Consider the following 14,776-nt stretch of genomic DNA (forward strand, 5'->3'; position numbering starts at 1 on the left):
GTCCGCCCCCGCCCTCCGGCTCAAGCAGCCCGTGGCCACGGCTCAGACCCGGGCGGGACGGCGCGGCCAGTCCGCCGATTCGCGGTGCGTGACCTCCACGCGCACGTCCGGGAAGCGGACGCTCAGGTGCTGGCGCAGCCGCTCCGCCATGTACACCGAGCGGTGCTGTCCCCCCGTACACCCGAAATGCACGCTCAGGCTGTGGAACCCGCGGTCGAGGTAGTTCGCGATGTGGGCGTCCACGATCCCCCGCACCCGTTCCCAGAACTCCTGCGCCTCCGGCCGGGCCGCGATGAAGGCGATCGTCTCCTCGTCGAGCCCCGTGAGGTTGCGGTACGCCTCCTCCCGGCCCGGATTCGGGAGCCCGCGGCAGTCGAACACGTATCCTCCGCCGTGACCCGACGTGTCCGCCGGGTATCCGCCGGGATACCGGAAGCTCGAGACCGTCACCTCCAGCCCTCTCTCGACCGCCGACGGCTCCGCCTTGCGGCCCCAGCGCTCGACGATCGCGCGCAGCGCCCCCTCGAGTTCGGGGACGTCCACGGGCAAGCCCGCCCTGAGCAGCCCCCGCAGGTTCTCCGCCGCGTAGGGTACGCTCTGCAGGAAGCGCGGCTTGCGTTCGAAGAACCCCCGGTAACCGTAGGCTCCGAGCGCCTGCAGCAGCCGCACGAGGACATACCCGGGCCAGAGTTCGAGAAACTCGTCGCGCCGCGCGACCCCGTGCGATTCGAGGACGCCGATGTAGTGATCGAGCAGCGCCTCCCGGTGCCGGCGCGCGAGATTCGCCTTCGAATCGTAGAGGAGCGACGCCACGTCGTACTGCAGCGCCCCGCGCCGTCCGCCCTGGTAGTCGATGAACCAGGGCTCCGGACCCTCCGCCCCCCGTCGCACCATCACGTTGCGGGACTGGAGGTCGCGGTACAGGAACCGGGACCGGTCGCACGCGAGCAGGTGGCGGGCAAGCCGCGAGAAGTCGCGCTCCAGATCCGCCTCGTTGAACGGGATGTGCGCGAGCTTCAGGAAGTGGTACTTGAAGTAGTTCAGGTCCCAGAGGATCGACTGCCGGTCGAACGCCGCCCGCGGATAGGCCCGGCGGAAGTCGATCCGCTTCCCTCCCTCGACCTGGAAGCGGGGCAGGATCTCGAGCACCTGCCGGTAGAGGGGGAGGACGGCGTCCGGGAAGGCGTCCGATCCCGGATCGCGCGCCTCCTTGATCGCGTCGAAGAGGGTCGTGTCGCCGAGGTCCTCGAGGAGCCACACGCCGGACCTCTCGTCCGCGCCGTACACCTCCGGCACGGGCAGCCCGAGTTCGCGCAGGGTACGGGAGTAGGAGAGGAAGGCCCGGTTCTCCATCGCGTCCGGCCCGTGGGCGCCGATGGCGGACGCCCCGTCCCCCGCCGTGAGACGCCAGTAACTGCGCGTGGAACCGTCCGCGGCGACCGGCCGGATGTCCCGCGGCGGCTCGCCGTGCCACTCGACGAAGAGCGCCGACGCGAGGTCGACCAGCGCCTTGCCGGGAATCATCCGGTCGGAATCGCGGGTCCGGAGCCCGGCCGGGCCCGGAGTGCGCCCACGAGATCCTCGAGGCGCGCGACGCCGTTCGCCTTCAGGTATGCCGAGAGCCCTTCGTGTACGTCCACCGCCGCGCCGGGATCGACGAACGAAGCCGTCCCGACCTGGACGAGACAGGCGCCGGCGAGGATGTACTGCAGGGCGTCCTCGGCGTTGCGGATGCCCCCGATTCCCATGATCGGAAGCCCGCACGTCTGCCGCGCCCGCCACGTCGCGTAGACGCCCATGGGAAGGATCGCGGGGCCGCTCACGCCGCCGGACCGGTTGCCGATCAGCGGTTGGCGCCGCCCGATGTCGACGACCATCCCGGGGAAGGTGTTGATCGCGCTCAGGCCGTCGGCCCCCGCCTCCTCGCAGATGCGGGCGAAGTCGCCCACGTCGGGGACGTTGGGCGTGAGCTTGATCACGAGCGGCCGCTCGGTGCAGCCGCGGAGCCGCGCCACGAGGTCGGCCAGCGCCCGTTCGTCGGTGCCGAACATCGTGCCGCCCTTCACGTTCGGACAGGAAACGTTGATCTCGTACCCGAGGAAGCCGTCCTCCCCGTCGAGTCCGCTCACGACGGCCGCGAAGTCCTCCGCCGAGTGCCCGACGACGTTCACGAACACCTGGGCGCGACGGAGGTGCTCGCGCAGCCACGGGAGCTTCTCCGCGATGAAGCCGTCCAGGCCGGGGTTCTCGAGCCCGATCGCGTTGATCATCCCGCCGGGCGTCTCCGCGACGCGGTGCGGCGGGTTCCCGGGGCGGGGCTCGAGGCTCACCGCCTTGGTGACGAGTCCTCCGATCTCGTCGAGGGGGATGAGATCCGCGTATTCCTGCCCGTAGCCGCACGTGCCGGAGGCCAGGAGCACGGGACTCGGAAACTCCGCCCCGAACACGCGCTGGACGAGGCCCGGGGACACCGATGCCGAGCTCAGATCGCCCCCCAGTCGAGTTCCTCGGCGGGGAAGACGGAGCCCTCGATGCACGACTTCACCCAGCGGCCGTCCGCTCCGCGCACGACGCACCCCTGGCAGGTGCCGATCCCGCAGCCCATGTGCTCCTCGACCGAGACCTGGAGCCGGCGGCCGTGTTCCCGCGCGAAGGCCTCGAGCGCCCGCAGGAGCGGCGTCGGGCCGCAGCCGAGGAGGAGCGCGCTGGACGCCGGATCGAGGCCCGCGGTCACGAGGCCCTTGCGGCCGGCGCTCCCGTCTTCGGTGAACAACTCCGGGTCGTGATCCGTGAGGCGGGCGATGAGCGCGGGATCGAAGACGGCCGCGGCATCGCGCTCTCCGTAGATGAGCCGCACGCGCCGCCCCGCCGTCGCCTCGCGCGCCGCGAGGAAGATGAAGGGGGCGAGCCCGACGCCGCCCGCGACGCACTCGACCTCCTGGCCCTCCGTATCGAAGGGGCGGCCCAGCGGACCGAGGAGGAGGGCGGTCTGCCCGACCTCCAGCTTCGCGAGCGCCCTGGTGCCCTCTCCGTAGGCGCGCAGGAGGATGCCGACCTCGCCGCCGGGGCCCGTCCAGCCGACGCTGAACGGACGCGGAAGGAGCCAGGCCCCCGGCGCGTCGAGCCCGACGCCGAGCATGACGAACTGCCCGGGGAGCGCGGCGGCCGCGATGTCCGGGCAGTCGAACTCCTGCCACCAGGTATCGCGGGCCACGAGGCGCGTGGAGAGCAGCGCCGCCCGCCGGCTCACGGGGGTCGCGCGCCCCACGGCCACATCGCCGCCGGCGCTCAGCACCCCGACTCCGGCGCGGGGGCGTACCGGCGCAGCAGGTCGGCGCGATAGGCCACGACCGCATCCGCGATCGCCCGCGCGATCGCTTCCTGTCCCTCCACCCCGTTCAGGTAGCGCTCCTCTTCATCGTTCGAGAGAAAACCCACTTCGACGATCACCGACGGCATGCGCACGAGCGCCCCGAGGAGGACCCACCAGGGGCCCTGTATGACGCCGCGGTCGGGGGACCCGCCGCGCCGGACCCTTCGGATCGAGTTCTGCACGAACCCGGCGAAGAGCCGCGACTCCGCAAGATTCTCCGTACGGTCGATTCCCGCGAGGATGAACTGGACATCGGAGGGCGAACCCGCTGCGTCATCCACTTCCGGGCCCCGGTTCTCGCGCAGCGCGACCTCGCGCGCCTCCTCCGAGCGGGCCTGTCCGAGGAAGATGGTCTCGAACCCGCGCGCCCGTTCGTCTCCCGCGGCGTTGGCGTGGATCGAGACGAAGAGGTCGCCGGCTCGGTCCACCGCGAACTGGGACCGCTCGTCGAGATCCACGTAGACATCCGTGGTCCGGGTCATGTGAGGCTCGAACATCTCGCGCCCATCGAGTTCGTCGTACAGCCGTCTCGCGATCGCGAGCACGACATCCTTCTCGTAACTCCCGCTGCCCAGCGTTCCCGGGTCCCGGCCTCCGTGCCCCGGGTCGATGATCACGCGCCACGGCGCCGTCGGGTCGACGCGGGCCGGCAACGGGTCCGGCGGCGGCGGTGAGGACGGGGACGCCGGGGTCGAGGCGGGCACCGGCGACCCTTCGGCCGCGGCGGCGACCGGCGGCGGTCCCTCCGACACCCACCGCGTGACGAACTCGGCCGGAAGCCAGAAGGCGCCGCCTTCCTCGTAGGGTGGGTTCGCAAGCTGCACCGCGCGTCCCCCGTGCCGGAAGAAGGGAGACTCCGCCTCGAACGCGACCTCTTCGCCGTGGAAGCGGGCGCGCAGGAACACACCGTTTCTCGTGACGCCGTCGAGGGCGGTCTCCAGCGCGAGCGCGAGATCGGCCGCCGCCACCACGGGGTAGGCCCGGTGCCGCGCGACGGGGAAGCTCACGGTACGGCCCGAGACCTCCGCCTGTACCGTGTCGGGTGGCGCCTGTGCGTCGATTCGCACCGGGATTCCGCAGAGCACGGTCTGGGCAACGACGACGGTGGCAACCGCGATCCGCCCCTGCGCCCCCACCCGGTCGCGTCCGCCGCCGGCTCCCTCGTCAACCGCCACGTGCCGCCTCTCTCTTCGCCCGCTCGGCCTCCCGCTGCATCGTCTTCCTCTTCAGGTCCTCCCGCCGGTCCCGGTGCTTCTTCCCCCGCGCCAACCCCAGCGTGACCTTGGCAAAGCCGCGCCGAAAGTGGAGGTCCAGCGGCACGAGCGTCAGCCCGCTCTCGCGCGTCTTCGAGCGCAGGCGATCGATCTCGCGTCTCTTGAGCAGGAGCTTTCGCCGGCGCACCGGGTCGGGAGCATCGATGGTCGCCTTGTCGTACGGAGGAATGTGGAGATTATGGAGCCACGCCTCCCCGTCATCGATGCGCCCGAACGAGTCCGCGAAGCTCGCCTTGCCGTCCCGCAGCGACTTCACCTCCGCGCCCCGCAGCACGATCCCCGCCTCGAACTGTTCGAGCACCTCGTAGTCGTGCCGAGCCTTCCTGTTGCGGGCGATGACCCGAACCCCATCGCGTTCGCCCACGGCTCACTCGCGGGACGCCCCCCCGTCGGCGTCCCCCGCGCTCCCATCGGCCTTCGGCGCATCGCCCGCGCCCTCCCCCGTCCCGTCTCCCGATCCATCCTCGGACGCTTCCTCCGAGTGTTCCTCCGGCGCCTCGCCTTCCGTCAGCGCCGCGCGGTAGGCTTCCTTGGACTCGGCGACGCGCGCCTCGAGGTCGGAGCGGGCCTGCCGGGCCGCGTCCTTTCCCGCCTTGATCGCCTCCCCCGCCTGCTTCTGGCGGTCGGCGACGTTCCTGCGAAAGGCGTCCACGCGCGTTCCCACCTCGTCGCGCGTGCGGTCGTAGCGGTCTCCCAGCGTTTCCCGGAGGTCCGTGAGCCGCTCCTCCGTTCCCTCCTTCAGGCGGCGGGCCCCCTCGCGCAGGTCGGCCTGCGTTTCGCGTCCGGACTTCGGCGCCAGGAGCAGCGCGACGCCCGCGCCCACCAGGGCGCCGCAGAAGAATGCGACCACCCCGGACGCCCGGCGCTCCACGATCACGTACGGCTGTTGATCCTGCTCCGACATGTCACTCACTCTCCTGCTGGCGCCCGACTCCCTCTACAACCCGCCGGTACGCGGCCGGATCCCACTCGGGCCGTTCGTCGGCGTCGGCGATGCGCCGCCCGAGATGAAAGATGAGGCGCGTGATGCGCGCCGTCTTGTCGTAGAGAATCCGGTCCGGTTCGTCGTTGGGGCCGTGATAGTCTTCGTGCGTACCCGTGAAGAAGAAGAGAATGGGTACGCCCTTCCTCGCAAAACTGTAGTGGTCGGAGCGGAAATAGAAATTCTCCTCCGGCCACGGGTCGTCGATCGTCTCGAGCCCGAGTTCCGGGTGCGCACGCAGCGTCTGCCGAAGCGTCGCGCCGAGGGTCGATTCGTCGGCCCCGATCGCCACGACGGTGTCGCGCCAGTTCCGTCCGATCATGTCGATGTTCAGATTGGCGACCGTCGCGCCGAGGGGGAACAGCGGGTTCTCCGCGTACCACCCGGAGCCGAGAAGCCCGCGCTCCTCCCCGCTCACGGTCATGAATACGAGGGAGCGGCGCGGCGGCGTTTCCAGCGACGCGAAGGCCTGCGCGAGTTCGATGATCGCCGCGGTTCCGGAGGCGTCGTCATCGGCGCCGTTGTAGATGGAGTCCCCGTCGACGGGCCGCCCCACGCCCACGTGGTCCATGTGGGCCGTGAACACGATGAACTCGCCCCGGAGGTCGGGGTCCGAACCCTCGATCCAGCCGATCGTGTTGTAGGCCCTCTCCTCGCGGAATTCGGAGTGCGTGCGCACCCTCGCCTCCCAGGGGGTCGTGCCCGCGCCGGAAGCGAGGGCCGCGCGCAGCGCTTCGGGGAGCGCGCGCGTCCGGACGAGCGCGACCGGGGCGCCGAGTTCCTCCGGCATGCCGACGGCCAGCCGCTCCCGCTCGTAGAAGCGCCGGATGCCATCGAAGTAGTCGTCCGGCGCATCGACCGCGAGCAGGACGGCGACCGCGCCACCGTCGAGGACGCCGCGCACGGCTTCGAGGCCTCTCCGGGTGTCCTCGGGCGCGAGCGGCATGACCGCGACGGCGCCGGCGGGCGGGTCCGCGCCGCCGGGCGTCACGATCGCGAGCGGACCCACGGCCTCGCCTCGGCCACCCGGCACGGCGAGGACGTCGGGCCCGTTGATCGTCCCGCCGCCCGGACCCTCGATCTCGATCAACTGCCGGTCGGGGGCGCCGGCCCGGGAAGCGGTCAGCGGATACTCCTGCAGGTAGCTGTCGCCGTCCGCCGGCTGGAGGCCGAACTCCTCGAAGCGACGGGCGATATGCCGCGCCGCCTTGTCCAGTTCCGGGCTCGGTGTCGCTCGGCCGCGCATCGAGTCGTGCGCCAGGGCGCCGATGCGGAGACGAAGGTCGCCCGCGGTGATGGTCGCCGCCCCGGCCCCGGCTTCGGCCTGCGCGGAGATCCCCGCGGGGGCGGCTGCGAGCGCCAGGACCGGGACCCACAGTTTCATTTTCATTCGTTTCCTGCCCGGAGGGACGTTCGACCGAAGGCGAGTCCGACGTGTAGCCGGCCTCCGCCACGGGCTGCTAGTTTTTTCCGATGACCGAAGGCACCGCAACTCTCACCTCCGCTCTCGAAGCTTCCCGGCAGCGCCTCGACCTCGCGAGTCCGCGCGAGATCGTGGGTCTATCGCACCTGGAACTCGTGGCGCGCCACATCGTCGAAGGGTTTCTCATCGGGCTCCACGACTCGCCGAAGCGCGGCTTCTCCGCCGAGTTCGCCGAGGATCGCCCCTACAACCGCGGCGACGACATCCGGCACCTGGACTGGAAGGCCTACGCGAAGACGGATCGCCTCTTCATCAAACAATACGAGGAGGAGACGAACCTGCGGGCGTACCTGCTCGTCGACGTGAGCCGGTCGATGGGCTGGGTGTCGGACGGGGAACGCTTCCCGACCAAGCTCGCGTACGCGCGGCTGCTCGCGGCCTCGCTTTCGCTGCTCCTCGTACAGCAGGGGGACGCGACGGGACTCATCGCCTTCGACGAGGCGCTGCGGGCGCACATCGCACCGCGCACGACGCGCCGCCACTGGCGCCGGCTGCTGGGCGAGCTCACGCGGCTGTCTGCCGATGGCCGGACCGATGCGGGTTCCGCGCTAAAGGAGATCGCCGGCCGGCTGCAGCGGCGGGGTCTCGTCGTGCTCATCTCGGACCTGCTCGTGGACCCGGAGACGACGCGGATGTCGCTGCGCTATCTCCGGCACCGCGGCCACGAGGTGATCCTGTTCCACATCATGGACCCCGGCGAGCGGGAACTTCCGGCCGAGGGGGAGGCGATCTTCTTCGACCCCGAGACGGGCGAGGAACTGGGCGCCAACTCCGCGGCGCTCCGCCGGCAGTACCGGGAGGCGGTCGAGGCGGCGGTCGACGGCTGGCGCAAGGAGGCGCTGCGCTGGGGGGCCGACTACGCGCTCCTCACGACGGACACTCCCATCGGGCTCGCGCTGAGGCAGTTCATGCGCAGGCGGGCCGGCGGGTGACGGGAGCCCGGGTGGCTTGAGCTTCCTCTACCTGTCGGCGCTGGCGCTCGGGCTGAGCGTGGTCGTGCCCCTCATCCTCCACCTGCGGCGCCGCCAGACCGACCGGCGCGTGTCCTTCCCGGCGCTCCGCTACCTAAGCCGCGCGGAGGACGCGCGCTCGCGGTCGCTCGCCGCCTCGGACCTGCTGCTGCTCGCCGTGCGGATCGGCCTCCTGATTGCACTCGCGCTCGCCGCGGCGGGCCCGCTCATCGGACGCGGCGGGGCCCGCGACCACGAGCCGACGGACCTCGCGCTCATCGTGGACAACTCGGCGAGCGTCGGGCGCCTGGACGAGAACCGCATCCTGTTCGAGTCGCTCGTGGAGCTTGCCCGGGCGGCGCTCGCCGCGGCCCGCCCGGAGGACCGCGTGTGGCTCTTCCCCACCGTCGGGGAGCCGCTCGCGGCCGGCGTCTCCGCGGGGCAGGCCGCGCCGGCACTCGGGCAGCTCCGGCCGACCGACGGCGCGGCCGATCTGGCCGCCGTCGTGGCCCGGGCGGCCGCGGCGCTCCCCGCCGACGGCGGGCGGCGGCGCGAAATCCAGTTGCTGTCGGACCTCCAGGCGTCCGCTCTGCGGACCGTCCCGGCGGCCGCGAGCGACGCCGCGCCCCTCGTGGCCTACGCGCCGCGGCCGCCGGCCGAGCCCAACGGCGCGCTCGTCGATGTCGAACTCACCGGCGGCACGACGGCGCCGTCGGGCACCGGGCACGGCGTCATCGTGCGGAGCGCCCGCGCCGGGGCGGCCGTCCCGCCGGATCCAGCGGACGACGCCGCGGCGGAAGCCGACATCCGGCTCGAGCTCGACGGGCGGCTCGCCGGCGCGGCACGGGCCCCGTGGGGAGCGAGCGCCATCCTCGGCCTCCCCGAACTCGGGCCGGGGCTGCACGAGGGGCGGCTGGAGGTCGACCCCGCCGGCGCGCGGGCGGATGACCTCCGCTACTTCGCGATCCGGGTCGTGCCTCCGCCCACGGTTCGCTTCCATGGCGACGCGAACGGCTTCGTCGGACTCGGGATCGAAACCCTCCGCGACGGAGGACGGCTGGGAACGGGAGGAAACGGGGCCGTCGCGGTCGTGGATGGAGATGTGAGCGACGGCGCGCCGTGGGAGGGCGCGGAGACCGTCATCTTCGTTCCGCCCGCCGACCCGGTGGATCTGGCGGCTTTCAATCAGGGGCTGGCCTCCGTCGGGATCGCCTGGCAGGCACGCGTCGATGCGGGATCGGGCGATCTCGGACTCGCGGAGCCGGAGGCCGCGTTCTCGCTCTCGGGGGTACGGGTCCGGCAACGCTACCTCCTTCGCACGACGGGGGGCGGGTCGGCCGCCGACACGGCGCTGCTGCGGACGGAAGACGGAGAACCGTGGCTCGTCCGCACGGATTCGGACGACCGGATGGCGTTGATCCTCGCCTCGCCGCTCACGGCCACGGCCAGCGATCTCCCGGCGCACCCCGCCATGGTCCCCTTCCTCGAAGCGCTCCTCGTGCACTGGTCGCACCTGGCCACCTGGCCCTTCGCCGACTTCGGCGCGGGGCGGCCGCTGACCCTCCCCGAGTGGGCGAGCGAGGTCGAATCGCCCGACGGGACGGTGCGCGGCGTGGAGGGCGGCGCGCGGTTTACGCCGCTCGGGGCGGGCGTGTATGCGGTCCGGGGCACCGGGAGCGACGGGGCGGGCGCGGAAACGCACTTCGCGGCAAACGTGCCGGAGGAGGAGGCCGATCCGACCCCGATGGGGCGGCGCGAACTGGAGGAACTGTTCGCCGGCCGGCCCGTATTCACGGCGGGCCCGGACGCGAGCGCCTGGGAAGACGGTATCTTTCGCGCGCGGCGGGGCCGCGACGTGGCCCCGTGGTTGATCGCGCTCGCGCTCGCGCTGATCGGGATCGAGCTGTACCTGGCGACGCCGGGCCGGTCGCGCCGCCCGAGCGCGGACGGTGAAGGGAGCGAGGTCACATCGGGCGCGTCGAACTGATTCGAACGTCGTTCCTCCAGACCGTGCGAGCCGCCGGAATCCCCGAGGCGCTCTCGCGGCGTGGCGCCCGTGCGTCCGTCCACCCGCTCCCGGGTGCCGGATCCGCCGCACTCGCGCTCGCGCTCGACGACCTGGCCATCGGCGCGCCCATCGTCCTGGTCGCCGACACGCCCGAGCGGGCCGAGGCGCTGCACGAGGATCTCCGCACGCTCGGGGCCGCGGGCGCCCGCTGCTATCCGCAGCGAGAGGCCCTCCCGTACGAGGACTCGGACCCTCACATCGAGATCGAGGCCCAGCGCGTGGACGCCATGGGCACGCTGCTCGGCGGGCGCTGCCGCATCCTCACGACGACGGCCCGGGCGCTCGCCGAACGGGCCCCGATCCCGGTCGGTCCCGGCGCGAGCCTCGCCCTCACGATCCGGCGCGGGACCGAGCACCCCCTGGCCGAACTCGGCCGCCGCCTGGAGGAGATGGGATTCGGCCGCACCCACACGGTGCGTGAAGTCGGGGATTATGCGATCCGCGGCGGGATCGTGGACCTGTTCCCGTTCGGGCATCCGGCGCCGCTCCGGATCGAACTCTGGGGGGACGAGGTGGAGTCGGTACGCCGCTTCGACGCGCTCACCCAGCGTTCGACCGAACCCCTGGAGAGCGTGAACGTCCTTCCGGTCGCGCTGCTGGGCTCCGAAACGGCGGGCGACGTGGAGCGGCGCGCCCTCCTCGAGACACTGCCTCCGACGGCACTCGTGCTGATCCTCGACCCGGAAGGGGGCGTCCGGGCCCGCGAACGCCTGTGGGCCGAGGTCCGGGACGCGAGGAAGCGCGTCGGCGCCGGCGCCGAGCCGGCCGAGTCCCTCGTCCTTCCCCCTTCCGAGGCGGAACCGCGGCTCGCCACCTTCAGCCGCCTCGAGTTCCTGGCGCCGGAGCAGGCCCCCGCGGCCGCGATTCGGCTTCCGGTCGAGCCTCCGCCCTCCATAGACCGCGACATGAAGCGGCTGGTGGCCGAGATCGGCACGGCGCGGGCCCGCGGCGAACGGCTCCTCGTCTTCTGCGACAACGACGGCCAGGTCGAGCGGCTGGAGGAGATCCTCACCGAACGCGGAGGCGCGGCGCTCGCCCGCGAGGTCGCCCTCGCCATTGGATCGCTCAGCGGCGGGTTCAGGGTCGGGGTCCCCGGCACCCTGCTCGTCCTCACGGATCACGAGGTGTTCCGGCGCCGGTATCGCCGCCACCGCGTCCGCCTGCGCGGCGCCGCGACGATCGAGTCCATCGCGGCCATCGAACCCGGAGACTACGTGGTTCACATGGAGCACGGGATCGGCCGCTACATGGGCCTGGAGCGCGTCGAGGTGCGCGGCGAGACGATCGAGACGATGGAGATCCGCTACGCCGACGGCGAACTCCTGAGACTCCCGCACTATCGGCTGGACCTCATCGAGAGGTGGAGCGCCGCCGGCTCCGACGCGCGGCCGCCCGCGGTCCACAAGCTCGGCCGGCGGAAGTGGAAACAGCTCCGGAACCGGACCGTCGCGGCGATCGAGGCCACGGCGGTCGAACTCCTCCAACTCTACGCGCGCCGCAAGATGTCGCCCGGACGCGCCTTCCCGGCCGAGACCGCCTGGCAGCGCGAGATGGAGTCCGCCTTCCTCTACGATGAGACGCCGGATCAGCTCAGCGCCTGGGAGGCCGTCCGGCGCGATCTCGAGGCGCCGGTCCCGATGGATCGCCTCGTGTGCGGGGACGTCGGCTTCGGGAAGACGGAGGTCGCGATCCGCGCGGCGTTCAAGGCGGTGCAGGACGGCGCGCAGGTCGCCGTGCTCGCCCCGACCACGATCCTTGCGGACCAGCACCTCGCCACCTTCCGCGAGCGGCTCGCGGGCTTCCCCGTGCACGTGGACGGGTTGTCGCGCTTCCGCACTCCGCGTGAGCAGCGAGAGGTCATCGCGGGGCTCGAAGCCGGGACCATCGACGTCGTCATCGGCACGCACCGGCTCCTCTCGCGCGATGTCGGATTCCGCGACCTGGGCCTCCTCATCGTGGACGAGGAACAGCGATTCGGCGTGCGCCAGAAGGAGCGGCTGAAGGAGGTCCGCGAGACGGTGGATGTCCTCACCCTCACGGCAACCCCCATCCCCCGGACCCTCCACCTCGCGCTCGGCGGGCTGCGCGACCTCTCCACGATCCGCACACCGCCCCGAAACCGCATGCCGATCATCACGCACGTGCTGTCCTGGGACGACGGGATCCTGGAGGAGGCCCTGCGCCGCGAGTTCGACCGCGGCGGCCAGGTGTTCTTCGTCCACGACCGCGTCGAGACGATCGACGCCGCCGCCAGCCGGGTGAAGAGACTGATGCCCGAGGCGCGGGCCGCCATCGCGCACGGCCAGATGCCGGAGCGGGAGCTCGAGAACGTCATGCACCGCTTCGTCGACGGCGAGATCGACCTCCTCATCTGCACGTCCATCATCGAGAACGGGCTCGATGTCCCGTCGGCGAACACGATGATCGTCCACAGGGCCCACAACTTCGGCCTCGCCCAGCTCTACCAGTTGCGGGGGCGGGTCGGCCGCTCTCACCGCCGCGCCTACTGCTATCTCGTCGTCCCCTCCGATGTCGCCCCGGACGCGGCGGAGCGGCTGCGCGTGCTCGAACACCACACGGAGCTGGGCTCGGGATACGAGGTCGCACTCAAGGACCTCGAGTTGCGGGGGGCGGGGAACCTCCTGGGCGGCGAGCAGAGCGGCTTCGCCACCGCGGTGGGGATCGAGACGTGGCAGCGGCTCGTGGAAAGCACGCTCAGACGATTGAAGGGGGAATCCTCGGACCCCGCTCCACGCGCCCGCGTCTCCGTGGACGGAGAATCGTTCCTCCCCGACGACTACGTCGCCGGGTCTCCGATAAAGATGCATCTCTATCGCCGCCTCTCGCGTCTCACCAAGTGGGAAGAGGTGAAAGCGTTCCGCGCGGAACTCGAGGATCGCTTCGGCCGCCTTCCGCCACCCGCGGCGCGTCTCATCGCGGCGGCGGAGCTCCGGATTCTCGGGGCGGCGATCGGCGCGGACTGGATCCGGGCATCCGACGACGACGCCCGCATCTCGTTCGAGGCGACGGCCTCGCCGCAGCTCAGACTGCTTACGAACGCGCTCGCGGACCGCCAGTTGCACGTTGAAGTGCGGCGGCTGGAACCGTTATCGTTGGTCCTGCGACGGGCGGGAACCGAACCCCTCCTGCCGATGCTGGTGGAGGCCCTGGGGATCCTGGCGGCGCCGGGGCGCACGGAGGCGAAGGAGACCAGAGTTCCGGCGGTCGCCGGAGGAGTCTAGCGTGATCGAAATCAATGGTGGAATGAAGGCCTTCCGGGCCGGGGCCTGCCTGCTCGCCGCGGTGTTCGCCCTCGGCGCGCCGCTCTCCGGGCTGCAGGAGAACGAACCCGCGGCGTCCGACACCGTGGCGGTGACGGAGTTTCCCTCCGGCGTGGCCTCGCTCGACAGGATCGTGGCCGTGGTCGGCGACACGGCGATACTCATGTCCGATATCCAGGTCACGCTCTACCAGCTGCAGGCCCGCGGCGCGCGCGTTCCGCTCGAAGGGACCGAAGGCTGGGAGACGTTCGCCCGCGAAGTGCTCGATGCGATGATCGACGATCTCATCTATCTCCAGGAGGCGAGGAACGCGGGCATTACGGTGCCCGAGGGCCGCGTCACGGAGATGGCGGACGCCTACTTCGCCGAGACGCGGGCCAACTTCTCCTCCGACGAGGAGATGATGCTGGCGGTGGAAGAGACGGGCATGAACATGCTCCAGTTCCGCCAGATGCAGCGCTCGCAGGCGCAAGCGGAGGGCATGCGCCAGGCCTACCGGATCGAACTCGAGCAGCGCGACGACCTGCCGCCGGTCATCGTGAGCGAGGAAGAGGTCGAAGCCGCCTTCGAGGAGTTCGCGCAGAACCAGCCGCCCCGCCCGGCGCTCGTCTCGTTCAACCGGCTCGTGGTCACGCCGAATCCGAGCGGAGACGCGCGGGACAGCGTTCTGGCGCGCACCATTCGCGTGCAGAACGATTTCGCGAACGACGAGGAGTTCTCGGTCCTCGCCCGCCGCCATTCCGACGACGACGGTACCCGGGAGCAGGGCGGCGAGTTGGGCTGGATGAACCGGGAACTGCTCGTGAAGCCCTTCGGCGACGCCGCCTGGGGGGCGCGCCCCGGCCAGACGGTGGGGCCGGTGCAGACGCAGTTCGGGCTCCACTTCATCAAGATCGAGCGCCAGCGCGGGGCGGAGCGCTTTCTGCGTCACATCCTCCTGCGCCCCGAGATCACGGAGGAAGACATCGAGGAGGCCCGGACGCTCGCGATCCAGGTCGCGGACAGCCTGCGGGCGGGCACCGACCCGGAACGGCTCGTGGCCCTGTTCCGCGGACGGGTGGCCGACGAGGCGATCCGCTTCGACGACGTCTCGCTCGCGAGCCTGGTCAGCCAGTTCACGGGTGCGGGCGCCGAATCCGGACTCACCGCCCCGACGCCCGGCACGGTGTACGGGCCGCTGCCGATGGAGCGCGGCGGTCCCACCGAGTTCGGGCTCGTCCACGTCCTGCAGTTCCGTCCCGAGGGTCCGATCGAGCTCAACGACGTGCGGGACCAGATCCGGCAGAGCCTCCGAACCCGCAAGCAGATCGACATCATCCTCCAGGAAGTGCGTTCCAACACCTATATCGATGTGAGATTCTGAGG

The 14,776-nt window shown here is 71.5% G+C and carries 11 protein-coding genes; 4 read left to right on the top strand and 7 right to left on the bottom strand.

The features are described from left to right. Window positions 1-42: 42 nt before the first annotated feature. Genes RN743_RS15525 through RN743_RS15555 form a run of 7 tightly spaced genes read right to left on the bottom strand, consistent with a single transcriptional unit; the run spans window position 43 to window position 7,013 of the window. A complete protein-coding gene (locus RN743_RS15525) occupies window positions 43-1,524 on the bottom strand; it encodes an RNase adapter RapZ (RefSeq protein ID WP_310781165.1) in 1,482 nt (493 codons plus the stop codon). After that, window positions 1,521-2,471, bottom strand: a complete 951-nt coding sequence (locus tag RN743_RS15530) for a dihydroorotate dehydrogenase (RefSeq protein WP_310781167.1) — start codon at window positions 2,469-2,471, stop codon at window positions 1,521-1,523. The genes RN743_RS15525 and RN743_RS15530 overlap by 4 nt, the downstream gene beginning before the upstream one ends. An 11-nt stretch (window positions 2,472-2,482) precedes the next feature. Continuing rightward, a complete protein-coding gene (locus RN743_RS15535; RefSeq protein ID WP_310781169.1) occupies window positions 2,483-3,295 on the bottom strand; it encodes a hypothetical protein in 813 nt (270 codons plus the stop codon). Further along, window positions 3,289-4,548, bottom strand: a complete 1,260-nt coding sequence (locus RN743_RS15540) for an N-acetylmuramoyl-L-alanine amidase (protein WP_310781171.1) — start codon at window positions 4,546-4,548, stop codon at window positions 3,289-3,291. Before RN743_RS15540 ends, RN743_RS15535 begins: the two co-directional genes overlap by 7 nt. Further along, window positions 4,538-5,011: an SsrA-binding protein SmpB gene (smpB, locus tag RN743_RS15545; RefSeq protein ID WP_310781173.1), complete on the bottom strand. Its 474-nt coding sequence runs from the start codon at window positions 5,009-5,011 to the stop codon at window positions 4,538-4,540. Before smpB ends, RN743_RS15540 begins: the two co-directional genes overlap by 11 nt. 3 nt (window positions 5,012-5,014) lie before the next feature. Next, window positions 5,015-5,551, bottom strand: coding sequence for a YtxH domain-containing protein (locus RN743_RS15550; RefSeq protein WP_310781175.1), 537 nt, complete (start codon window positions 5,549-5,551; stop codon window positions 5,015-5,017). Between the two features lies 1 nt (window position 5,552). Further along, complete coding sequence (locus tag RN743_RS15555; RefSeq protein ID WP_310781177.1) at window positions 5,553-7,013, bottom strand: M28 family peptidase; 1,461 nt, start codon at window positions 7,011-7,013, stop codon at window positions 5,553-5,555. Window positions 7,014-7,102: 89 nt separating this feature from the next. Here RN743_RS15555 and RN743_RS15560 point away from each other — a divergent pair, with 89 nt between their 5' ends. The 4 genes from RN743_RS15560 to RN743_RS15575 are packed head-to-tail and all read left to right on the top strand — an operon-like array spanning window position 7,103 to window position 14,774. After that, complete coding sequence (locus RN743_RS15560; protein WP_310781179.1) at window positions 7,103-8,044, top strand: DUF58 domain-containing protein; 942 nt, start codon at window positions 7,103-7,105, stop codon at window positions 8,042-8,044. A 16-nt stretch (window positions 8,045-8,060) separates the two neighbouring features. Further along, window positions 8,061-10,049 carry a BatA domain-containing protein gene (locus RN743_RS15565; RefSeq protein WP_310781181.1) on the top strand — a complete coding sequence of 663 codons (1,989 nt, stop codon included), beginning with the start codon at window positions 8,061-8,063 and terminating at the stop codon, window positions 10,047-10,049. A 23-nt stretch (window positions 10,050-10,072) separates the two neighbouring features. Further along, the gene (gene mfd / locus RN743_RS15570; protein WP_310781183.1) at window positions 10,073-13,372 is read left to right on the top strand and encodes a transcription-repair coupling factor; all 3,300 of its coding nucleotides are present in this window, start codon (window positions 10,073-10,075) and stop codon (window positions 13,370-13,372) included. A 1-nt stretch (window position 13,373) separates the two neighbouring features. Then, window positions 13,374-14,774, top strand: coding sequence for a peptidylprolyl isomerase (locus tag RN743_RS15575; RefSeq protein WP_310781185.1), 1,401 nt, complete (start codon window positions 13,374-13,376; stop codon window positions 14,772-14,774). Window positions 14,775-14,776: the final 2 nt, after the last annotated feature.

The sequence above is a fragment of the Candidatus Palauibacter scopulicola genome (assembly GCF_947581915.1).
Lineage (GTDB): Bacteria > Gemmatimonadota > Gemmatimonadetes > Palauibacterales > Palauibacteraceae > Palauibacter > Palauibacter scopulicola.

Bases quoted from the DNA above. Each gene is read 5' to 3' on its own strand.
- RN743_RS15525 (WP_310781165.1), bottom strand. From the start codon at position 1,524: ATGATTCCCGGCAAGGCGCTGGTCGACCTCGCGTCGGCGCTCTTCGTC.
- RN743_RS15550 (WP_310781175.1), bottom strand. From the start codon at position 5,551: ATGTCGGAGCAGGATCAACAGCCGTACGTGATCGTGGAGCGCCGGGCG.
- RN743_RS15555 (WP_310781177.1), bottom strand. From the start codon at position 7,013: ATGAAACTGTGGGTCCCGGTCCTGGCGCTCGCAGCCGCCCCCGCGGGG.
- RN743_RS15560 (WP_310781179.1), top strand. From the start codon at position 7,103: ATGACCGAAGGCACCGCAACTCTCACCTCCGCTCTCGAAGCTTCCCGG.